Below are 21,794 nucleotides of genomic sequence, written 5' to 3' on the forward strand. Positions count from 1 at the left end.
TTTGTTCCGATTCAGGATGGAAAAGACATGCTCGCTTATCGCAAATGGACTGCCCTTCTGGTGGCTGCGCTCAGCCTGTGGCTGGGCCAGGTTCACGCTGAAGAACGGCCGGAAGTGGCTGACCAGGTAATTGCCTACACGGGGACGCAAGGTGCCAAGGTGTGGACGCTGCGCATCGGTGCACGCGCCGCCAACGAAGCGCTGGTACAAATCGAGGGCGTCGATCACGACTGGAACATGCGCATCCAGAAAATGCAGGTGGAGAAAACCAGCAGGGATACCCGTTACTCCACCACCGTGGATGGCAAGAAATACGTTGTGCTGATCATCCAGGGTAACTGGGGCGGCGAACTGTATCTGCCGGGTGAGGCTCAGGCAATGCAGGTCGGCTATTCGGAAGGGCTGTCGCATCAGGGCAATGCCCAGGCATTCCTTACCGATTACCTGGCAGCACAGAACACGGAGGCGCAATGACCATGGGCGAGTTCAACGACCCGCTGTCCGAGCTGTCTGGCTCGCTCGGTCAGGACTATGAGCAAAGCCGTGCCGCCCAGCGCGACCGGGTGATCGCTGAGCTCAAGCAAGTGATCGAGCGCGTGCCCGAGCAGAGCGAGTTCACCAACTCCCGGCGTTACCGGGTCTGGGGGCCAGTATTGTTGCTGGGTTCCCTGATCATCACGGCCGTGACATTCAACCCTGAGCGCTTGGGGGCGGTTGCAGCCGGTGTCTTCATCACCTTGATTGCAGCAGCGGTGACCTGGCAACACCGTAATGCCGGTACCCAGGTATTCATGCGCCTGACCCGCCGGCAATTGTTTGTCGATACGCTGGATGCACCGGTAGACCTGGCGGAAGTGGAAGACGTTTCGGTCAAGGATGAAGGGCTGGTCATGGTGCAGACGCTGGAAATGAGCAGCGAAGCCGTCCTGCCAAAGCATCATGTGGTGAAACTGCAGTTCTTCGGTAACCAGGCCATGGTGTTGAAGAAACCGCGACCGCAGATCCGCATCATGTCCGCAGGCCTGGCCAGCAACGGACGCAAGCTGGGGAACGAGGAAGTGCTCGCCCTGCTGGCGGCCTACCGCGATGCGGCACATGCGCAACGGCAACTGGATCTGTTGCAGACCGATGGATAACGGCGAACGCGAAGCCCACCTCGCGTACCTGCAGGAGCAGGCTGATGGCCCCACCGACAGCTTCGTACTGCTGGAGCGCTCGCTCGGCAAGGCGCTGGCCTGTGCTGTGATTGGCCTGCTGTTCGGCGCACTGGGGATATGGCTGACCGCCCTGGCGGTGCAGTTCAGTCCCGGTGCCAGCAGCGGTGTCATCTGGCTGATGTCTGGTTTCGGCCTCGGCCTGGCCGGCCTCGGGGTAGCGGGGCTAGCCTGCGCCGTCGTGCTATACCGCCGGCACGGCAAGCGGGTGCTGAGCGTGACGCCAGATACCCTGTGCTTCGCCAACGCGCAGGCGCCGACCCCACTGCATTCCTTCGACGGTTTCGAGGTCGAGCAGGGTTACTTCACCACCCGGCTGATCTTTACCGTGTCGGCGTTCAGCCATGCACCAGCGCTGGCACCGGCCTGTTTCAGGGCGCTGGCCTCGCCTGACGCGGTGGTCGTCGCGGGCGGCTTGCGCGTCAGGCTGTGGTTGTGCACGCCCGTCGTGGCCGGGCGCCGCCTTGGCCTGCAGGAACTGGTGGATCTGCTTTATGCCTATGTGCAAGCGGCCCAGGCCAGGCGTACGTTGGCGCAGTTGTTTCCGGGCGTGGCGCGTCTGGGTGATGCGGCCAGATGAGCCTGATCGTGACCGTTGGCGCTATGGGGCAATGAGGCGCTTCGGTTGGGGCCTGATCCTGCTGCTGTTGCCACTGGTGCTGTTTGGCTGGGGTAAAGTGCAGTACTGGCGGGCTGACACGGCGCAGGATCAGGCCCGGACCATACGGCAATGGCTGGCTGCCCCCAATGAGACGTTGCTACGCCAATTGCCGTGGGAAGCCCGCAAGGAGCTTGCCAGGCATCTCGATCCGCGGCAGGCCCTGCAGCGCCAACTGGACCTGCTCGATGCGGATCGCCACTGGGTAAGCGTACGCAAGATGATGGCCAGTGTGAGCTGCTGGCTGGCGGTGGCCGCTTTGCTGGCAGGCCTCTGGGCCTGGCTCAAGCTGAAGTTGGACGCCTGGCGGGCGCTGCGTTCTGCGGCCTATCTGCATGAGCGCATGATGGCCAGCTGGCAGGGCCTGGGCTGTTGCTTGAGCATTTACATGGTCATGCTTGCCGGTTCGCTTTGCCTGTCGTTGCTCTACGAGGCCAGTTCCGGAGCGAGCCGCGCAGCGCAGGGCGGCATGACGGTGCTGATCGTGGTACTGCCGCTGGCCTCTGTTCTGGTTGTGTGTGTTCGCCAGGTCTGGCGAATGCGTCGGCAGTGGCCGCTGATGCAGTCTCCGACCGCCAGTTTTCTGGCCCGCCCGCTCGGCAGGCAGGCGACCCCAGCGGTGTGGCAGTGGATCGAGACCTTGGCAACGCAACTGCACGCGCCGGCCCCGGACCATATCGTGGTCGGGCTTGACCAAGGGTTTTTCGTCACCAGCGTTCCGATCCTGCTGCAGCCCGACGGGCAGGTCCTCAGGGGGCGCACATTGTATCTGCCTCTACCTTGCCTGGCCGCCTTGAGCCAGGCCGAGGCGGCCTCGATCATCGGTCACGAACTGGGCCATTTCAGGCGCCGTGATACGGAGCGGGGTAGCGAAACCAGTGCGCGATTCAGCCTGATGTGCGCGCATTATTCGGCCATGGTCGGCGACGAGGATGCTCCGCGCTGGGTGGTTCGGCCCACCTTGTGGCTGGCCGGGCAGTTCTTGCACCATTTCCAGCTTGCGGTTCATCACTGGGGGCGTGCACAGGAATTGCTGGCTGATCGGGCAGGTGCCGAGGTCGCTGGCCCGAAGCTGTTCGTACAGGCGCTGTTACGGGTGATTGCCCTGGGCAGGGTGATCGACGGCTTGCTGCTCGCTCACGGTGGCAGCAACCTTTTGCAGGCGCTGGCGGCGCACCTGCAAGGCACGCCGTTGCACCTGGGCGAGGAAGTGCTGGGGCTGGCCACTACTCATCCGTTCGATACGCACCCCGACATAGCCACGCGCCTGAACAACCTGGACATTCTGCTCGACCCGCAATTGCTGCAGGCGGCCTTGCGCGTGCCGTCCGTTGGGGACCAGCAATGGTTCAACGACCTTTGTCTGGCCCCCGACAGCACGTGCGATAGCAAGGCTGCTGTTAGCATCCAAAGAGACTTCACTTAATATTTCCCATTTGCAGGTGTATCGTATTCGCCCTTCATCGCCAGCCATGCTGGCAGCTTGATTGCGCAGAACACGAGGTACCCGCACCGATGTCCTTCACCCGTCGACGAATGCTCAAGGGCCTGACCGGCCTGGTTGTGGTTGGCCTGGGCGCCGGTGGCGCGGCGCGTTATTGGCTGGGCAAGGTCGAAGATGACAACGCCGGCCATGACTATGAGCTGATCGCAGCGCCCTTGGATGTCGAACTGGTGCCTGGGCACAAGACCGAGGCCTGGGCCTTCGGCCCGTCGGCACCGGGTACCGAACTGCGCGTGCGCCAGGGTACCTGGCTGCGGGTGCGCTTCATCAACCACCTGCCGGTCGAAACCACCATCCACTGGCACGGTATCCGCCTGCCGCTGGAAATGGACGGCGTGCCCTATGTGTCGCAACTGCCGGTCAAGCCGGGCGAGTATTTCGACTACAAGTTCCGTGTGCCGGATGCCGGCAGCTACTGGTACCACCCGCACGTCAGCAGCTCCGAAGAGCTGGGCCGTGGCCTGGTCGGCCCGCTGATCGTCGAGGAGCGCGAGCCGACCGGCTTCCAGCATGAGCGCACGCTCAGCCTGAAGAACTGGCACGTGGACGAGCAGGGCGCCTGGTTGCCGTTCAGCATCCCGCGTGAGGCGGCGCGCAACGGCACCGCCGGGCGCCTGATCACCATCAATGGCCAGGCCGATTCGGTCACCGAGCTGCCAGCCGGCCAGGTTGTGCGGGTGCGTCTGCTTAACCTGGACAACACCTGGACCTACCGCCTCAACCTCAAGGGCAACTGCGAGGCAAAAATCTATGCTCTGGACGGCAACCCGGTAACCCCGCGCCCATTGGACGATGACTACTGGCTCGGCCCAGGCATGCGTATCTGCCTGGCTATTCGTATACCCGAGGCGGGGGAGGAGATCTCCCTGCGCGACGGTTTCGTTCGCCTGGGCACCCTGCGTTCGGTGGCCAGCAACGACGCGCCGAGCGACTGGCCGCCGGCGCTCCCGCCCAACCCGATCGCCGAGCCGGACCTGGAGAATGCCGAAAAGCTCAACTTCAATTTCGAGTGGGCGGCGAAAGTCTCGGTCACTACGGACCAGGATAGGCCGTCGAGCATGTGGCAGATCAACGGCCAGGCCTGGGATATCACCGACAAGACTTGCGCCGATCGGCCGATTGCCACGCTGAAGAAGGGCAAGAGCTACATCTTCGAGCTGAAGAACATGACCCAGTACCAGCACCCGATCCACCTGCACGGCATGAGCTTCAAGGTGATTGGCTCCAACCGCCACGACATCAAGGAGCCGTGGTTCACCGATACCTACCTGCTGGGCAAGAACGAGCGCGCCCAGGTGGCGCTGGTGGCGGATAACCCGGGCACCTGGATGTTCCACTGCCACGTCATCGACCACATGGAAACCGGCCTGATGGCCGCGATCGCGGTGGTCTGATGCGCCCGCAGATCATCGATCGCAGCCGCGATCAGGAATTCATGCGCCTGGCCCTGGCCCTGGCCGCCGAAGGTGCGGCCATGGGCGAGGTGCCGGTGGGCGCGGTACTGGTGCAGCACGGGCAGGTGATCGGGCAGGGCTTCAATCGGCCGATCATCGACAGTGACCCCAGTGCGCACGCCGAGATGGTGGCCATTCGCGCGGCGGCGAAATCCGCCAGCAACTACCGGCTGCCGGGCAGCACCCTGTATGTGACCCTGGAACCGTGCAGCATGTGTGCGGGGTTGATCGTGCATTCGCGGGTGATGCGGGTGGTCTACGGCGCGCTGGAGCCCAAGGCGGGGATCGTGCAGAGCCAGGGGCAGTTCTTCGGGCAGGGCTTCCTGAACCACCGGGTGATGGTGGAGGGCGGGGTGCTGGCGGAGGAGTGCGGGCAGATCCTCAGTGACTTCTTCAAGGCCCGCCGGGCCAAGTCTTGACCTGTTCCGGCCCCTTCGCGGGTAAACCCGCTCCCACAGGAATACCACTATCTTCAAAACCTGTGATGTACCTGTGGGAGCGGGTTTACCCGCGAAGAGGCCGGTGCAGGCTTACATCGGCGGCGACTGCTCCGCCGGCTTGTCCTTGTTCACCCCGGGCACATGCAGGCTGCCCTCGGCCACCTGGCCTTCGAGCTGCGGCTGGGTCACCCAGGTGAGGATGTCGTAGTAGCGACGGATGTTGGCCACGAAATGCACCGGCTCGCCGCCACGTGCATAACCGTATTTGGTCTGCCGATACCACTGCTTCTGCGAAAGCCGTGGCAGCATCTTCTTCACGTCCAGCCACTTGTTCGGGTTGAGCTTCTCGCGCTTGGCCAGGGTGCGGGCGTCTTCCAGGTGGCCGGTGCCGACGTTGTAGGCGGCCAGGGCGAACCAGGTGCGGTCCGGTTCCTGGATGCTGTCGTCGAGCTCTTCCTTGATCTTCATGAAATACTTGGCGCCGCCCTGGATGCTCTGCTTCGGGTCCAGGCGATTGGATACGCCCATCGCCTGGGCGGTGCGCTGGGTCAGCATCATCAGGCCGCGCACGCCGGTCTTGGAGGTGACCTCGGGCTGCCACATCGATTCCTGGTAGCCGATGGCGGCCAGCAGGCGCCAGTCCACCTGCTCGACCTTGGCGTAGCTCTTGAAGTGCTTCTCGTACTTGGGCAGGCGCTGCTGCAGGTGCTGGGCGAAGGTGTAGGCACCCACATAGCCCAGTACGTCGACATGGCCGTAGTAGCGGTCCTTCAGGCGTTGCAGGGTGCCGTTCTTCTGTGCCTTGTCGAGGAACTCGTTGACCTCGTTGAGCAGGCTGTTGTCTTCACCGGCCGCCACCGCCCAGCGCTGGTCGCGGGTGTCGCCCAGGTCGAAGGCAACCCGCACGTTGGGGAAGTACACCTGGTTCATCGCCAGCTCGTTGGAGTCGACCAGGGTCAGGTCGATCTGGCCTTCATCGACCATGCGCAGCAGGTCGACCACCTCGACGGCGTCGGATTCTTCGTATTCCAGGCCCGGGTACTGCTTTTTCAGCTCGGCCAGCTGGTCGGCGTGGCTGCTGCCCTTGAGCACCATGATCTTCTTGCCGACCAGGCCCTTGGCGTTGGTGGGGCGCGTGCGGCCGTTGCGGTAGATGACCTGTGGGGTCACTTCCAGGTAAGGGTGGGAGTACCTGACCTGGGCCTTGCGCCGCTCGCTGGTGACCAGGCCGGCCGCTGCCAGCACCGGGCCGGAGGGCTTGCCGAGGCTGTCGTACAGCTCGTCGAGGTTGTCGGCGGTCTCGATCTGCAGCTTTACGCCGAGATCCTCGGCGAAATGCTGGACCAGCTCGTATTCGAAGCCGGTTTCGCCGTTGCGGTCCTGGAAGTAGGTGGCCGGGCTGTTGCGGGTGATCACGCGCAGCACGCCATCCTCCTTCACGCGCTCGAGGGTGCTGGGTTTTTCAACGCAGGCACCGAGCAGCAGAAAGAGTCCGGTTGCGAAAAGCCATCTGGCGCAACGCTGGCGCAAAGCAGTGTGGGCGAACATAGGTTGCAGTATACGCAAAGGACTGGCCCAACCATATCTCGACAACTGTTAGCTTGTCTGGTAGCGCTTTATGTACAATGGCGGCCTGGTCCCCTTGTAGGAGCGGCCTTGTGTCGCGATGGGGCGCGCAGCGGCCCCGGGATATTTGCGGCGGAGCTGAAAATCTGGGGCCGCTGCGCGCCCCATCGCGACACAAGGCCGCTCCTACAGGGCGAGCGAGGCAGGTGTATTTTTTTGACCCGAAAGTCCGGTTCCGCCGCCCGGCAGCCGTGGCTTAGAGCGGGTGCCGAAACCCTTCGAATTAGGCTAGAATGCACGGCCTCTAAGCACACCCCTTCCTGAGGCTGTCCCGACGATGTTGATCCTGCGCGGCGCTCCTGCCCTTTCTGCCTTTCGCCACGGTAAATTACTCGAGCAACTGAGCCAGAAAGTCCCCGCTGTTACTGGTTTGTATGCCGAATTTGCCCACTTCGCCGATGTCGACGGCGAGCTGACCGCCGACCAGCAGCAGGTGCTGGGGCGTCTGCTCAAGTACGGCCCGAGCGTGCCGGTACAGGAGCCGAGCGGCCGCCTGTTCCTGGTCGTGCCGCGCCTGGGCACCATTTCGCCGTGGGCCAGCAAGGCCAGCGACATCGCCCACAACTGCGGCCTGCAGTCGATCCAGCGCCTGGAGCGCGGTATCGCCTACTACGTTGCCGGCAACCTGAGCGAAGCCGACGCCGAACTGATCGCCGCCGAGCTGCACGACCGCATGACCCAGCGCGTGCTCGGCCAGCTGGAGCAGGCCGCTGACCTGTTCAGCCATGCCCAGCCCAAGCCGATGACCTCGGTGGACATCCTCGCCGGTGGCCGTGACGCCTTGGCCAAGGCCAACATCGACCTGGGCCTGGCCCTGGCCGAAGACGAGATCGACTACCTGGTCAACGCCTTCCAGGGCCTCAAGCGCAACCCGAACGACATCGAACTGATGATGTTCGCCCAGGCCAACTCCGAGCACTGCCGCCACAAGATCTTCAACGCCAGTTGGGACATCGACGGCCAGGCTCAGGAAAAGAGCCTGTTCGGCATGATCAAGAACACCTACCAGATGCACAACGAAGGTGTGCTGTCTGCTTACAAGGACAACGCCTCGGTGATCGTCGGCAACGTTGCCGGCCGTTTCTTCCCGAACCCTGAAACCCGCCAGTACGGCGCGGTGCAGGAGCCGGTGCACATCCTGATGAAGGTCGAGACGCACAACCACCCGACCGCCATCGCCCCGTTCTCCGGCGCCTCCACTGGCTCCGGCGGTGAAATCCGCGACGAAGGCGCGACCGGCCGTGGCGCCAAGCCCAAGGCTGGCCTGACCGGCTTCACCGTGTCCAACCTGCGTATCCCGGGCTTCGAACAGCCGTGGGAGCAGGCCTACGGCAAGCCTGAGCGCATCGTCGACGCCCTCGACATCATGATCGAAGGCCCACTGGGTGGCGCTGCGTTCAACAACGAATTCGGTCGCCCGGCGCTGACCGGCTACTTCCGTACCTTCGAGCAGGCCATCAACACCCCGCACGGTGAAGAAGTGCGCGGCTACCACAAGCCGATCATGCTTGCCGGTGGCATGGGCAACATCCGTGAAGACCACGTGCAGAAGGGCGAGATCACCGTCGGCGCCAAGCTGATCGTGCTCGGTGGCCCGGCCATGCTGATCGGCCTGGGCGGCGGCGCCGCTTCGTCGGTGGCTACCGGTGCCAGCTCGGCTGACCTGGACTTCGCTTCGGTACAGCGCGAAAACCCGGAAATGGAGCGCCGTTGCCAGGAGGTCATCGACCGCTGCTGGCAGCTGGGCGACAACAACCCGATCGCCTTCATCCACGACGTTGGCGCCGGCGGTATCTCCAACGCCTTCCCTGAGCTGGTCAACGACGGTGGCCGTGGTGGCCGCTTCGAACTGCGCAACGTGCCCAACGACGAGCCGGGCATGGCCCCGCACGAAATCTGGAGCAACGAATCGCAAGAGCGCTACGTGCTGGCCGTCAGCGCCGTCGACTTCGAGCGCTTCAAGGCAATCTGCGAGCGTGAGCGTTGCCCGTTTGCCGTAGTGGGTGAAGCGACTGAAGAACAACACCTGACCGTAAGCGACAGCCACTTCGGCAACACGCCGGTAGACATGCCGCTCGACGTACTGCTGGGCAAGCCGCCACGCATGCACCGTTCGGTTACCCGCGAAGCCGAGCTGGGCGATGACTTCGACCCGAGCAAGCTGGACCTGGACAACGCCGTTCAGCGCGTCCTCAGCCACCCGGCCGTGGCCAGCAAGAGCTTCCTGATCACCATCGGCGACCGTACCATCACCGGCCTGGTCGCTCGTGACCAGATGGTCGGCCCGTGGCAGGTACCGGTGGCCGACTGCGCCGTCACCGCCACCAGCTTCGACGTCTACACCGGTGAAGCCATGGCCATGGGCGAGCGTACCCCGCTGGCGCTGCTGGATGCCCCGGCGTCCGGCCGCATGGCAATTGGCGAGACACTGACCAACCTGGCTGCCTCGCGCATCAAGAAGCTGTCCGACATCAAACTGTCGGCCAACTGGATGTCTGCCGCCGGCCACCCAGGTGAAGACGCCCGCCTGTACGACACCGTCAAGGCTGTCGGCATGGAGCTGTGCCCGGAGCTGGGCATTACCATTCCGGTCGGCAAAGACTCGATGTCGATGAAGACCAAGTGGAGCGACGAGGGCGTCGAGAAGAGCGTTACCTCGCCAATGTCGCTGATCATCACCGGCTTCGCCCCGGTCACCGACATCCGCAAGACCCTGACCCCGCAACTGCGCATGGACAAGGGCGAGACCGACCTGATCCTGATCGACCTGGGCCGCGGCAAGAACCGCATGGGCGCCTCGATCCTGGCACAGACCTACGGCAAGATCGCTGCCCAGGCACCGGACGTCGACGACGCCGAAGACCTGAAGGCGTTCTTCGCCGTGATCCAGGGCCTGAACGAAGATGGCCACCTGCTGGCCTACCACGACCGCTCCGACGGCGGCCTGGTCACCACCGTGCTGGAAATGGCCTTCGCCGGCCACTGCGGCCTCGACCTGCACCTCGACCCGCTGACCGACAGCCAGGGCGACGTGCCGGCCATCCTCTTCAACGAAGAGCTGGGCGCGGTCATCCAGGTTCGCCAGGATGCCACCCCCGACGTACTGGCACAGTTCAGCGCCGCTGGCCTGGGTGAAGGCTGCGTCGCGGTGATCGGCAAGCCGGTCAACAACGGTGAAGTGTCCATCAGCCTGAACGGCGAAGTGCTGTTCGACGACGACCGCCGCATGCTGCAGCGCCAGTGGGCCGAGACCAGCTACCAGATCCAGCGCCTGCGCGACAACGCCGACTGCGCTGACCAGGAATTCGACCTGCTGCTCGAGGAAGACAACCCGGGCCTGTCGGTCAAGCTGGGCTTCGATGTCAACGACGACATCGCCGCGCCGTACATCAAGAAGGGCGTGCGCCCGCAAGTGGCCATCCTGCGCGAGCAGGGCGTCAACGGCCAGGTCGAGATGGCAGCCGCCTTCGACCGTGCCGGCTTCGCCGCCATCGACGTGCACATGAGCGACATCCTCGCTGGCCGTGTCGACTTCGAAGCCTTCAAGGGCCTGGTCGCCTGCGGTGGCTTCTCCTACGGCGATGTGCTGGGTGCCGGTGAAGGCTGGGCCAAGTCGGCGCTGTTCAACAGCCGCGCCCGTGACGCCTTCCAGGCCTTCTTCGAGCGTACCGACAGCTTCGCCCTGGGCGTGTGCAACGGTTGCCAGATGATGTCCAACCTGCACGAGCTGATCCCGGGCACCGAGCACTGGCCGCACTTCGTGCGCAACCGCTCGGAGCAGTTCGAAGCGCGTGTGGCCATGGTCGAAGTGCAGAAGTCCAACTCGATCTTCCTGCAGGGCATGGCCGGTTCGCGCATGCCGATCGCCATCGCCCACGGTGAAGGCCATGCCGAGTTCGCCAGCGAAGAAGCACTGCTGGCAGCCGACCTGTCCGGTTGCGTGGCGCTGCGCTACGTCGACAACCACGGCAAGGTCACCGAAGCCTACCCGGCCAACCCGAACGGCTCGCCGCGTGGTATCACCGGCCTCACCAGCCGCGACGGCCGCGTGACCATCATGATGCCGCACCCGGAGCGTGTGTTCCGTGCCGTGCAGAACTCCTGGCGCCCGGATGAGTGGCAGGAAGATGCCGCACTGATGCGTATGTTCCGTAACGCACGGGTGTGGGTGAACTAAGGCGTGTACAAGCTCGCCTTCTTCGTCCCCGCCAGCCACGTCGAAGTGGTCAAGGCCGCTGTGTTCGCCGCGGGTGGCGGGCGCATCGGCGACTATGATCACTGCGCCTGGCAGACGCTGGGCCAGGGCCAGTTCCGCCCGCTGGACGGCAGCCAGCCGTTCCTCGGGCAAACCGGCCAGGTCGAGGTGGTGGAAGAGTGGAAGGTGGAGCTGGTGGTGGCTGACGACCTGATTGCCCAGGTCGTCGCTGCACTCAAGCAGAGCCACCCGTACGAGACGCCAGCCTACGAAGTCTGGCGGCTCGCCGAGTTCTAAACCGCATCAAGGCTATTCGCGGGTAAACCCGCTCCCACAGGGATCGCACAACCCTCGGATATTGTGCGATCCCTGTGGGAGCGGGTTTACCCGCGAAGAGGCCCTACAACCCAGCCACAATCTCCTTGCCCTGCCCAGGCCGCTTCAACCACCCACAAGCCAGCAACCCCACCTCGAACAGCACCCACATCGGCACCGCCAGCATCGTCTGCGAAAACACATCCGGCGGCGTCAGTATCATCCCCACCACAAAGCAGCCGACTATCACGTAGGGCCTGCTGCGTCGCAACGTAGCCACATCGGCCAACCCCACCCAAACCACGATAAACGTCGCTACCGGGATCTCGAACGCCAGCCCGAACGCCAGAAACAGCGCCAGGATAAAGTCCAGGTACTGGCTGATATCGGTCATCATCGCCACGCCCTCCGGTGTAACGCTTGCAAAGAAGCCGAACATCATCGGGAACACCAGGAAGAATGCGAAGGCCATGCCGGCATAGAACAGCACGATGCTCGACACCAGCAACGGCAGGGCAACGCGCCGTTCACGGCGGTACAGCCCCGGCGCCAGAAAGCCCCAGGCCTGGTGCAGCAGCAGCGGCATGGCGACGAACACTGCGCACATCGCGGTCAGCTTGAACGGTGTCAGGAACGGCGAAGTGACGCTGGTGGCGATCATGCTCGCGCCTTCCGGCAAGAAGCGCCGCAGCGGTTCGGAGATCAGCGTGTACAGCGTCTGGGCGAAGGGGAACAGCCCGGCGAACACCAGCGCCACCAGCGCCAGGCAACGCACCAGGCGTTTGCGCAGGTCGCGCAGGTGTTCGGTCAGCGGCATGCTCGCCGCCGGGTCCATGGCAATGCTCATGAAAGGTTTTCCTTGGGGGGAGCGACCGTGGCCGCATCATTGGCCGGCTCCGCGTTCAGGCTGATGCCTTGGCGGATCTCCTGTTCCAGGCGCTGCAAAGGCGCACTGTCGAGAGTGGGTAGCTCGACAGCGGGCAGTTCGATCTCCCGCTCCACCTGCGTGCGCAGGGCGTGCATGGCCCTGCGTGCCTGGCCCAGGCCGCGCCCGAGGGTGCGTGCCGCCACCGGCAGGCGCTCCGGGCCTAAAACCAACAGCGCGACGATGCCGACCAGCAGCAACTCGCTGAAGCCTACCTCGAACATCAGGGCTGACGGTCCGGTTGAGGCTGTTGTGTGGCCTGGCCAGTCAGCGGTGCCTGTTGCTGCACCTGCGCCAGGCCAGGGGCGTTGGCGTCATTGTCGCCGCCCATGGACTTGCGAAAACCCTGGATCGCCTCGCCCATATCGCTGCCCAGGCCTTTGAGGCGCTTGGTACCAAACAGCAGGAATACGATCAGCAGTACGATCACCAGTTGCCAGATTCCAATGCCACCCATTGCGACCACTCCTGTAAGGTCATGAAAAGGAAAGACAATCCTGCCTCGCGCAGATGACGTACACATGACGAACGGTCACTGCCATCTACCTGCAACACCTGGCGTGTTGACTGGCGTCTTTATTCGGCGACAGAGGCAGGCAAGGATGGGTGGCAGGCAACAGCAGGGCGCGGCCCTGCTGATGGTGATGGTGGTGCTGGCGATGCTGGCGACGGGCATGGCCTGGCTGGTGGAAGATGGCCGGCGCCAGGTCGATGATGTGCGCCTGTTGCACCAGCGGGTGCAGGCGCGAGCGATGGAGCAGGCCGGCCTGGCCTATGCCGAGCAGGCCCTGCGTGACCCTAGCTGGCGGCTTAGCCCGCTGTTCTGGCAGGCCTTGCGCGGGCAGCCGTTGAACTACGATTTTGGCGCCGGCCAGGCGCAGTTGCGGGTGCGCGATCAGCACACCTGTTTCAACGTCAATGCGCTGCTTGGCGCTGACGGCGAGCGTGCTGCGCGCCAGTTGCGTTACCTGCTGGGCGACGACATGGCTGCCGAGCGCCTGGTCGATGCCCTGGCCGACTGGCTGGATGCCGACAGCGATGCCCGCCTGCAGGGCGCCGAGAGCGCCCAGTACCTGCGCCAGCAACCACCGCGCTTGGCAGCCAACCAGCCGATGCTCGATACCAGCGAGTTGAACCTGCTACTGGAACCGGATGCCAGCCGCCAAAGCCGTTACCCAATGCTGTGCACCTTGCCGCAGACCACCGGCTGGCGGCTGAATGCCAATGCCTTGGGGCTGGAGCATCTGCCGTTGCTGGAAGCGCTGTATGAAGGGCGTTATCCGCGCTCGTTGCTCAGCCGCATCATCAGCGGTCGCCCGGCGTCGGGGTATGTGGATGCAACTGCGCTACGCCAGGCCCTGGGGGCGGTGGATGACGAAACCTTCGAGCGCTTGAGCGAAGGGCTGCTGCTGAACAGCGGGTATTTCCTGTTGCAGCTGTCGTTCGCGGAGGAGGGGCGGGTGATACGCAGCGAGTTCCAGGTGGAGGCGCTGGGGGTGGTGCAATGGCATGCCCGGGTGCCGGCGCAGCAAGTGCGGGTGCGTAGCCGTGAGCCGATGGTGTGGTAGGGCTTGAGATTGCCGGGGCTGCTTTGCAGCCCATCGCGACACAAGGCCGCTCCTACAGGGGAATGCGATCCCTTCGAACGGTTGAGCGCAGCGAGTTCCAGGTGGAGGCGCTGGGGGGCAATGGCATGCCCGGGTGCCGGCGCAGCAAGTGCGGGTGCGTAGCCGCGAGCCGATGGTGTGGTAAGGCTTGAGATTGCCGGGGCTGCTTTGCAGCCCTATCGCGACACAAGGCCGCTCCTACAGGGGGAATGCGATCCCTTGTAGGAGCGGCCTTGTGTCGCGATAGGGCCGCAAAGCGGCCCCCGTGCACAGATCGATCAGGCGGTGCCGATCTCCCCGCCATCGATACGCTGGATCACCACCGTCGCAGCCCGCGGCCTTACCGTGGTACCTGTCGGGGTGGCATCGGTGGCCTTGTCGGTATACGGCCAGTTCTCCGGGTGCTGGATGTTGACGAACAGCGTCTTGTTGTCCGGGGTAAAGGTAATCCCGGTCACTTCGCAGCCATTCGGCCCGACGAAGAAGCGGCGCAGGTCCACCTGGTTCTGTGCGTTCACCGGCACCTGCTTGCCGCTGGCATCCACCAGGTTGGTGGGGATTACTGCCAGCAACTGGTCGTTGGTGTAGTCGGTCACGGTGCTCTCGCCGTTGTCGGTCTCGAACCACAACACGCCACGGCTATCGAAACTCATGCCGTCCGGGCTGGCGAACTGGTTCAGTTCGGTCAGGCCGGAGCGGTTGATATCGGCAGTGCCGGCAGCGTTGGCGCCGAACACGAAGATGTCCCAGGTGAAGCTCAGCTGGTCGTCGCTGTCGTGCCAGCGGATGATGTGGCCGTGACGGTTCGGGCCGCGCGGGTTGGCTGCGTCGACCTTTTCCGGGGTGCGCGCGCTGTTGTTGGTCAGGGTCAGGTACACGTCGCCGTTGAGCGGGTTGACCGTGGTCCATTCCGGGCGGTCCATCGGCGTTGCGCCCACGGCATCGCCAGCACCACGGGTGTTGAGGATGATGCCCGGCAGGTCGCCATACAGTGCGCCCAGGGTACTGCCGCCAGTGGTGGCGGTGGCCACGTCCAGCAGTAGCCATACGCCAGTGCCGTCGGCATTGAAGCGGGCCACGTAGAGCTTGCCCTGGTCAAGGTACTTGGCGCCGGTGGCCAGGCGGTCCGCCGGGTTGGCGTCGGCGGCGTCCCACACGGCGGTGGACACCCACTTGTACAGGTACTCGTTGTTCGAGTCGTCACCCATGTACCACACCAGCGGCTTGCCGGCGACGGGCAGGCCCGGGGCGCAGCCTTCGTGGCGGAAGCGGCCCAGCGCCGTGCGCTTGGTGGCCAGGGTGTTGCTGTTGTACGGGTCGATTTCGACGATATAGCCGTAGGTGCTGGCTTCGTTGCGGTAGTCGTCGGTGGCGCTGGCGCCTTTGACGGTGACGTCGAAACGGGCGAATTCGTCGGCCACTTCGCTGCTGTCACCGGCCGCGGTTTCCCACTTGTATTGGCCGCTGGAGGTGCCCACGCCAATGCGGCGCTGGTCTTCGGGGCGGGTGCCCTTGTTGACGAAGATGCCTGGCCAGTTCTCTTCACAGGTCAGGTAGGTGCCCCACGGGGTATAGCCGTTGCCGCAGTTGTTGTTGGTACCGCGGCAGTGGGTGCCGGCGGTGGAGTACTTGGTCTTGACGTGCTCGGTACCCCGTAGCGGGCCGGTGATTTCCATGCGCGAGGCGGTAGTGAAGCGGCGGTTGAGCGGGTCGTTGTCGACCACCTGCCAGCGGCCGCCGATTTTCTGCAGGCGCACCACGCCGGCGCCGTGGGCGTTGATTTCCTTGCGCACTTCCTCGACCGGGCGCTTGCCGTTCACATCGGTGGTCGGGCCGGCAGGGTGCAGGGCGGCGGTGTCGATGTACTCGAAGTTGATCGCCAGCAGGCCGTCTTCGGAGCTGCCATTGATGGGGAAGAAGTGCATGCCGTCATGGTGCATGCCCATGGCGTTGGCCTGGTCGGTCGAGGTGTTGCTGCCGTCGGACTTCCACGGGTTGCCGTTGCTGTTGATCGGCGTGCCCCAGGGCGCCAGCACGTAGGCGCTGTAGCCGGCGGCAACCACGCAGGCGTCGGTGCGCGAGCCCGGGATGGACTGGAAGCCCAGTGCCAGTTTCGGCACTTCCGGCTCAGTCACGGGTGGCTCGGTGACCGGCGGCTCGGTGACCGGATCATCGTGATCGGAACCACCACCGTCGAAGCAGCCTGTCAGGCCGGTACCGGCAATCATGGCGATGGCGGCTCCCAGGCTGCCGCGCATCACGCTGCGGCGGCTCAGGTAGGCGTCCATGACGCTGGCCATCGGCAGGTTGCCGCTTTGGTTCCGGTCCAGGTTGTCGCCGGTATCTCGACTCATCAGGGTGTCCTTATGTTGGCTGAGTTAGAGGAAACCGCGACTTTAGTGCGCAAATATGATGATTCATTGGCAGAAATGTTAAGGGGGTTTTAAAACAACTTGCTCTTAGAAGTGTGCTGTACAGATCACTTTGGAATGGCTGTCGGATTTCTGCCATCAAACTGTAATGCCAACGCCGCAACATCCGGGGCCCTGAATGAACATGGATAAGGATGGCGGGTTCGATGGCAAGCAGTGTGCACAGGCGCGAAGTGATCGGCTGGATGGGTATCGGTGCTTTGGCTCCGTTGCTCGGCGCCTGCTCCGCCTTCCCTGGGCAGCAGGGCGGCAACGCCAGCCTCGACCTGCTGTATGTGGCCGATACCCTCGATGCCCGCCAGCCTGGCCAGGCGGTGGTGCCGGCCACCCGCCTGGGGCCGGTCAGCCACCTGGGCCGCGCCCCATGGATGACCGGCAGCAGTGCCAGCATCGCCTACCCGAAACTGGCGCCGCTGCTCGATGCCAGCCAGGCTGCATCTGCCCAGCTGGGCGGCTACGCGGTGCTGGCTGCGTTGCTCGAGCAGCTGCGCGGCGAGGCTGGGGCGGGCAACAGCCTGACCCTGGAAAACGGCCAGGGCTGGAATGGCAGTGGCCTGGCCTACCTGACCCAAGGCGAAAGCGGCCTGCAGGGCAGCCAGCTGCTGGGCAGCGAAGCGCGGGTCAGCAGCGACGAGCGCGTGCTGTGGCCACAGCGCAGCCCGGCGCTGTATCGCCAGGCTGGCGCCGTTACCCTGGGCGCCGGGCTGGCAGACACGCAACGCCTGGCGTTGGGCCTGGAAGCCTTGCACGTCTTCGAACGCGGCGGTGCACGTATTGCCGTGGTCGGCGTGACCGACCCCTACGCCCAGGACCAGAAAGCCTCCCTTAAACAGTGGTACCAGTCATTGCAGCCGGTGTTCGAACAAGCCCGGCGCGAGGCCGACCTGGTGGTGGCCATGGCCGATGTCGGTACCGGGCCGGGTCTGTGGCTGGCCGAGCGGGTGGCGCAGATCGACGTGCTGCTGTGTGCCCGCGGCCAGGACCTGTGGCCGGCGCCGGTCGAGGTGAGCCAGGCCAGCGGCCGCCGCGTGCCGGTGCTGTTCGCCGGTTGCCGGGGCAGCGGCGCCTTCCGCCTGCGCTGCCAACGCGTGGCCGGGCTGTGGCAGTTCGACGGGCGTTTCTTCCCGGCCTTTGAGCAACAGCTGGCACCCGTCGCGCAACAGCGTGTCGGGGCATTGCAGGCAGAATTGCGCCAGCAGCGCGCCGGCCACGCGGCCTGGCTCGATCAGCCGCTGGCCCGCGCGCCCCAGGCGCTGTGGCGCCGCGATACCCGAGGCGGCAGCTGGGACCGCCTGCTGCATCAGGCCCTGGCCGACGACAGCAGCATGCCGGTGCTGCTGCCGGGCCTGCGTTACGACTACCCGCTGCCCGCCGGGGCGGCCATTACCCGCGAACACCTGATCAGCCTCACCGGTGGCTACCCGGCACCGGTGGTCGAAGCGCCGGCCCGGCAGGTCGAGCAAGTGTTGGAAAACGCTGCGGAGCAACTGTTCGGCGACCCGCTGCTGCTGGACAACAGCCAGGACCTGCCGCGCTGGCAGGGCCAGGCCTGGCGTGTCAGCTACAGCCCGCAAGGCAAGCGCATCAGTGGCCTGGAACCGGTGCAGGGCCTGTGCCGCACCTTTGGCCTGCAATTCGAAACCCAGGCCGGCGAGCCGCTGTGGCAACGGGTCGAAGCCTGGCTCGCCCGCCAGGCGAGCGACTGGCAACTTGCGCCGCTGCAACTGCCCGAAGTGCGCTACGTGCAGGGGCACCCGGGCTGGCACCCAAGGCAACTGGCCTCGTGATGCTCGCCTCGCGCCTGCTGACTGGCGCTGGCCTGACCCTGGCCGGCTGGCTGGCCGCCCAGTGCGTGCTGCAACTGGGCCGCCAGCCGCAACCGGCCACTGCGCCCGCCGCGCCCGCCAAGCCGCTGCCTGGCTTGATGGTCGGCCAATGGCAGGTACCCGTCGACGACGGCGCCATCGCCATCACCCGTCTGCCATTGCAATACCTGGGTGGCCTCAAGGCCCAGCCGCTGGCCTCCAGTGTGGTGGTGCTGCGCTATGGCGAGCAGGTGCGCACCTTGGCCCGCGGCCAGCGCCTGGCACCAGGGATCGTGCTGCAGGACATCGACAGCGATGGCCTGATTTTCAACAACCAGGGGCGGCGTGAACGCCTGCCCTGGCCGCCACGCTCCGCCGTGACCGGCTTCAAGCGGCAAGGATGAACGATGCCTGTTAGATATTGCGTGGCGGCCGCGCTGAGCCTGGCCCTGTCCATGGCCTGTGCTGAAGAGCCGGTGTTCGACGACAACGGCACGCCCATGTACGAGGTGAACTTCGTCGACACCGAACTGGGCGAGTTCATCGACAGCGTGTCGCGCATAACCGGCACCACCTTCATCGTCGACCCCCGGGTCAAGGGCAAGGTCACCGTGCGCACCGTCGACCTGCACGACGCCGATGCCATCTACGACATCTTCCTGGCCCAGCTGCGCGCCCAGGGCTACGCCACTGTCGACCTGCCCAACGGCAGCGTGAAGATCGTTCCCGACCAGGCCGCTCGCCTGGAGCCGGTGCCGGTGGAGGCGGGAGGGCAGCAGGGGGAAGGCAGCGACAGCGTGGCCACGCGGGTATTCAATGTGCGCAACGCCGCCAGCGAGCAGGTGCTGGGCATTCTCAAACCCCTGATCGACCCACGGGTCGGTGTGATCACACCTTATCCGGCGGCGCACCAGTTGGTAGTTACCGACTGGCGCAGCAACCTGGAACGTATCGCCAGCTTGCTGCGCCAGCTCGACCGCCCCCAGGACGCACCAGGCAGCGGCAGTACCCAGGTCATCTACCTGCGCCATGCCAATGCGGGCGAAGTGGTCAAGGTGTTGCGCGGGCTCAGCCAGGAAGGCATGGCGCCCTCTGAAGGTGCGGGCGAAGCAGAGGGCAAGGACAGGCCCGTAGTGCCTGTCGCCGGAGGCTCGGGCATCCGCCTGGAATACGAAGAAGGCACCAACGCCGTGGTCATGGTCGGCCCCGACAGCGAGCTGGCCGCCTACCGCGCCATCGTCGAGCAGTTGGACATCCGCCGTGCCCAGGTAGTGGTGGAAGCGATCATCGCCGAGGTGTCCGACAGCAGCGCCCAGGAACTGGGCGTGCAGTGGCTGTTCGCTGACGAGAAGTTCGGTGCCGGTATCGTCAATTTCGGCAGCAACGGGGTAAACATCGCCAGCATCGCCGGGGCCGCTGCCAGTGGCGACAACGAGGCCCTTGGCGACCTGCTGTCCAGCACCACCGGCGCCATGGCGGGTATCGGCCATTTCGGCGGCGGCTTCAACTTCGCCATGCTGGTCAACGCGCTGAAGGGCAAGAGCGGCTTCAACCTGCTGTCCACGCCCACCCTGCTGACCCTGGACAACGCCGAGGCGTCGATCCTGGTCGGCCAGGAAGTGCCCTTCGTCACAGGATCGGTGACGCAGAACAATGCCAACCCGTACCAGACCATCGAGCGCAAGGAAGTCGGGGTGAAGCTGCGCATCAAGCCGCAGATCAACGTCGACAACAGCGTGCGCCTGGACATCGTCCAGGAAGTGTCGTCGATTGCCGACACTACGGCTGCCAGCGACGTGATCACCAACAAGCGCGAGATCAAGACCAAGGTCATGGTCGAGGACAACGGCCTGGTGATCCTCGGCGGCCTGATCAGCGACGAACTGAGCACCAGCGACCAGCGCGTGCCGCTGCTTGGCGATATCCCTTACCTGGGCCGGCTGTTCCGCTCCGACGCCACCAAGAACACCAAGCAGAACCTGATGGTGTTCATCCGCCCGCGCATCCTGCGTGACGGGCCGAGCCTGGCCGGGCTCAGCGAAGACAAGTACCGCACCTTGCAGCAGACCACACCGCTGCAGTTGCCCGACCTTGCGGATGCGCAAGACGCTACGCCGTTGTTGCAGGTGTTCCCCTCCAGCCGTGCACGGCTGGAAGGCGGTGACTGGTGATGCTGCCTTATCGCCAGGCACGGCAGAGCGGGGTGGCCATGGCCCCTGCGGAGCAGGGCTGGCAGCTATGGTTGCGGCACGACGCCGACAGCGCCCAATTGCAGGAGCTGCTGCGCGTGCACGGCCAGCCCAGCCTGCTCGAATACCTGGAGCCTGCACTGTTCGACGAACGCCTCGGCCAGCTGTACCAGGCCGGCGATGCTGCCACCGAGGCGCTGATCGAAGGCATCGGCGACCAGGTCGACCTGGACAGCCTGATGAGCGAAATGCCGCGCATCGAGGACCTGCTGGAAAGCGACGACGAAGCCCCGGTGATCCGCCTGATCAACGGCCTGTTCGGCCAGGCCCTGCGCCTGCGCGCTTCGGACATTCATATAGAAACCTTCGAGCAGAGCCTGGTGGTGCGCCTGCGGGTCGATGGCCACCTGCGCGAAGTGTTGCGCCCACCGCGTGCGCTGTCGGCCATGCTGGTGTCGCGGATCAAGGTCATGGCCCGTCTGGACATCGCCGAAAAGCGCCAGCCCCAGGATGGCCGTATCACCCTGCGTGCGGCGGGGCGCGAAGTGGATGTGCGGGTCTCGACACTGCCCGGCATCCACGGTGAACGGGTGGTGATGCGCGTGCTCGACAAGCAGGCCAGCCTGCTGGCGCTGGGCAACCTGGGCATGCCGGCGGCGGTGTTGCAGGGCCTGCGCAGTTGCCTGGCACGGCCCAACGGCATCGTGCTGTCCACGGGGCCGACCGGTTCGGGCAAGACCACTACCCTGTATGCCAGCCTCAACAGCCTCAACGACGGCAGCCGCAACATCCTCACTGTCGAGGACCCGGTGGAATACGCTATCGCCGGCATCGGCCAGACCGCTATCAACCCGCGTGCCGGGCTGACCTTTGCCAGCGGCCTTCGCGCCATCCTGCGCCAGGACCCGGACGTGATCATGCTCGGCGAAATCCGTGACCAGGAGACCGCGCAGATCGCCGTACAGGCCAGCCTCACCGGCCACCTGGTGTTGTCCACGCTGCACACCAACAGTGCGGTGGGCGCGGTGACCCGCCTGCGCGACATGGGCATCGAACCGTTCCTGATCGCCTCGTGCCTGCGCGGCGTACTGGCCCAGCGCCTGGTGCGGCGCCTTTGCAGTTGCGCCGTCGCGCACCCGCTGCAGCCGGCGGAACGCGACCTGTGGCCCGAACTGGCGGCGCTGGGCAGCAGCTACCACGCGGTGGGCTGCGAGCAATGCCAGGGCAGCGGGTATATCGGGCGCCTGGGCCTGTATGAATTCATCGAGCTGGATGCCGGGCTGATCGGCCTGTTGTACGACGGCGCCAGTGAACTGGCCATGCAGGACTACCTGGCCGAGCGCCGGCAGAGCCTGGTGGCGATGGCCAGCGACTGCCTGGCCCGTGGCGAGACCAGCCTGGCCGAAGTACTGCGCGTGGTGCAGGGCTGA

General features: G+C 65.0%; 18 protein-coding genes and 1 pseudogene. 14 read left to right on the forward strand and 5 right to left on the reverse strand.

Annotation, left to right across the window (positions count from 1 at the left end; all coding sequences use genetic code 11):
- Positions 1-27 precede the first annotated feature (27 nt).
- The 6 genes from ABIB24_RS04780 (at position 28) to tadA (ending at position 5,249) form a co-directional block, all read left to right on the forward strand.
- Positions 28-474, forward strand: a complete 447-nt coding sequence (locus ABIB24_RS04780) for a hypothetical protein (protein WP_085664539.1) — start codon at positions 28-30, stop codon at positions 472-474.
- Positions 471-1,136, forward strand: a complete 666-nt coding sequence (locus ABIB24_RS04785; protein WP_354316173.1) for a hypothetical protein — start codon at positions 471-473, stop codon at positions 1,134-1,136. The genes ABIB24_RS04780 and ABIB24_RS04785 overlap by 4 nt, the downstream gene beginning before the upstream one ends.
- Complete coding sequence (locus ABIB24_RS04790; RefSeq protein WP_354316174.1) at positions 1,096-1,794, forward strand: hypothetical protein; 699 nt, start codon at positions 1,096-1,098, stop codon at positions 1,792-1,794. Before ABIB24_RS04785 ends, ABIB24_RS04790 begins: the two co-directional genes overlap by 41 nt.
- 76 nt (positions 1,795-1,870) lie before the next feature.
- On the forward strand, positions 1,871-3,298 hold the full coding sequence (locus ABIB24_RS04795; protein ID WP_354316190.1) for a M48 family metallopeptidase: 1,428 nt from the start codon (positions 1,871-1,873) through the stop codon (positions 3,296-3,298).
- 89 nt (positions 3,299-3,387) lie between these two features.
- Complete coding sequence (locus ABIB24_RS04800; protein ID WP_354316175.1) at positions 3,388-4,770, forward strand: multicopper oxidase family protein; 1,383 nt, start codon at positions 3,388-3,390, stop codon at positions 4,768-4,770.
- Complete coding sequence (tadA, locus tag ABIB24_RS04805) at positions 4,770-5,249, forward strand: tRNA adenosine(34) deaminase TadA (protein WP_063911428.1); 480 nt, start codon at positions 4,770-4,772, stop codon at positions 5,247-5,249. The genes ABIB24_RS04800 and tadA overlap by 1 nt, the downstream gene beginning before the upstream one ends.
- A gap of 111 nt (positions 5,250-5,360) precedes the next feature.
- On the opposite strand, the gene mltF is transcribed toward tadA, so the two are convergent.
- Positions 5,361-6,818 (reverse strand): membrane-bound lytic murein transglycosylase MltF, encoded by a 1,458-nt coding sequence (gene mltF / locus ABIB24_RS04810; protein ID WP_013971158.1) that lies wholly within the window; start codon positions 6,816-6,818, stop codon positions 5,361-5,363.
- Between the two features lie 355 nt (positions 6,819-7,173).
- On the opposite strand from mltF, the gene purL reads away from it, so the two are divergent.
- Complete coding sequence (purL, locus tag ABIB24_RS04815; protein WP_137163091.1) at positions 7,174-11,073, forward strand: phosphoribosylformylglycinamidine synthase; 3,900 nt, start codon at positions 7,174-7,176, stop codon at positions 11,071-11,073.
- Positions 11,074-11,076: 3 nt separating this feature from the next.
- Complete coding sequence (locus ABIB24_RS04820; RefSeq protein WP_015269114.1) at positions 11,077-11,388, forward strand: YqfO family protein; 312 nt, start codon at positions 11,077-11,079, stop codon at positions 11,386-11,388.
- A gap of 103 nt (positions 11,389-11,491) precedes the next feature.
- On the opposite strand, the gene tatC is transcribed toward ABIB24_RS04820, so the two are convergent.
- Genes tatC through tatA form a run of 3 tightly spaced genes read right to left on the reverse strand, consistent with a single transcriptional unit; the run spans position 11,492 to position 12,788 of the window.
- The gene (tatC, locus tag ABIB24_RS04825) at positions 11,492-12,253 is read right to left on the reverse strand and encodes a twin-arginine translocase subunit TatC (protein WP_025337890.1); all 762 of its coding nucleotides are present in this window, start codon (positions 12,251-12,253) and stop codon (positions 11,492-11,494) included.
- Positions 12,250-12,555: a Sec-independent protein translocase protein TatB gene (gene tatB, locus ABIB24_RS04830; protein ID WP_025337891.1), complete on the reverse strand. Its 306-nt coding sequence runs from the start codon at positions 12,553-12,555 to the stop codon at positions 12,250-12,252. Before tatB ends, tatC begins: the two co-directional genes overlap by 4 nt.
- Complete coding sequence (gene tatA / locus ABIB24_RS04835) at positions 12,555-12,788, reverse strand: twin-arginine translocase TatA/TatE family subunit (RefSeq protein WP_274078582.1); 234 nt, start codon at positions 12,786-12,788, stop codon at positions 12,555-12,557. Before tatA ends, tatB begins: the two co-directional genes overlap by 1 nt.
- Before the next feature lie 145 nt (positions 12,789-12,933).
- Between tatA and gspK the strand changes: the two genes are divergently transcribed.
- The gene (gene gspK, locus ABIB24_RS04840) at positions 12,934-13,899 is read left to right on the forward strand and encodes a type II secretion system minor pseudopilin GspK (protein WP_274078583.1); all 966 of its coding nucleotides are present in this window, start codon (positions 12,934-12,936) and stop codon (positions 13,897-13,899) included.
- Between the two features lie 80 nt (positions 13,900-13,979).
- A pseudogene (locus ABIB24_RS04845) lies at positions 13,980-14,083 on the forward strand (type II secretion system minor pseudopilin GspK); the annotation flags it as partial.
- A gap of 133 nt (positions 14,084-14,216) precedes the next feature.
- On the opposite strand, the gene ABIB24_RS04850 reads toward ABIB24_RS04845, so the two are convergent.
- Positions 14,217-16,292 (reverse strand): PhoX family protein, encoded by a 2,076-nt coding sequence (locus ABIB24_RS04850; protein WP_354316176.1) that lies wholly within the window; start codon positions 16,290-16,292, stop codon positions 14,217-14,219.
- A 224-nt stretch (positions 16,293-16,516) separates the two neighbouring features.
- Here ABIB24_RS04850 and ABIB24_RS04855 point away from each other — a divergent pair, with 224 nt between their 5' ends.
- From ABIB24_RS04855 to ABIB24_RS04870, 4 genes are read left to right on the forward strand one after another with little or no spacing between them, the layout of a single operon-like run.
- Positions 16,517-18,157 (forward strand): bifunctional UDP-sugar hydrolase/5'-nucleotidase, encoded by a 1,641-nt coding sequence (locus tag ABIB24_RS04855; protein WP_274119701.1) that lies wholly within the window; start codon positions 16,517-16,519, stop codon positions 18,155-18,157.
- Positions 18,154-18,579 (forward strand): pilus assembly protein PilZ, encoded by a 426-nt coding sequence (locus tag ABIB24_RS04860; RefSeq protein WP_170978813.1) that lies wholly within the window; start codon positions 18,154-18,156, stop codon positions 18,577-18,579. The genes ABIB24_RS04855 and ABIB24_RS04860 overlap by 4 nt, the downstream gene beginning before the upstream one ends.
- A 3-nt stretch (positions 18,580-18,582) precedes the next feature.
- Positions 18,583-20,346 carry a type II secretion system secretin GspD gene (gene gspD / locus ABIB24_RS04865; RefSeq protein ID WP_075043924.1) on the forward strand — a complete coding sequence of 588 codons (1,764 nt, stop codon included), beginning with the start codon at positions 18,583-18,585 and terminating at the stop codon, positions 20,344-20,346.
- Positions 20,346-21,794 carry a GspE/PulE family protein gene (locus ABIB24_RS04870; protein WP_025337898.1) on the forward strand — a complete coding sequence of 483 codons (1,449 nt, stop codon included), beginning with the start codon at positions 20,346-20,348 and terminating at the stop codon, positions 21,792-21,794. Before gspD ends, ABIB24_RS04870 begins: the two co-directional genes overlap by 1 nt.

This window comes from Pseudomonas sp. UYEF17 (assembly GCF_040546125.1).
Classification (GTDB): domain Bacteria; phylum Pseudomonadota; class Gammaproteobacteria; order Pseudomonadales; family Pseudomonadaceae; genus Aquipseudomonas; species Aquipseudomonas putida_Z.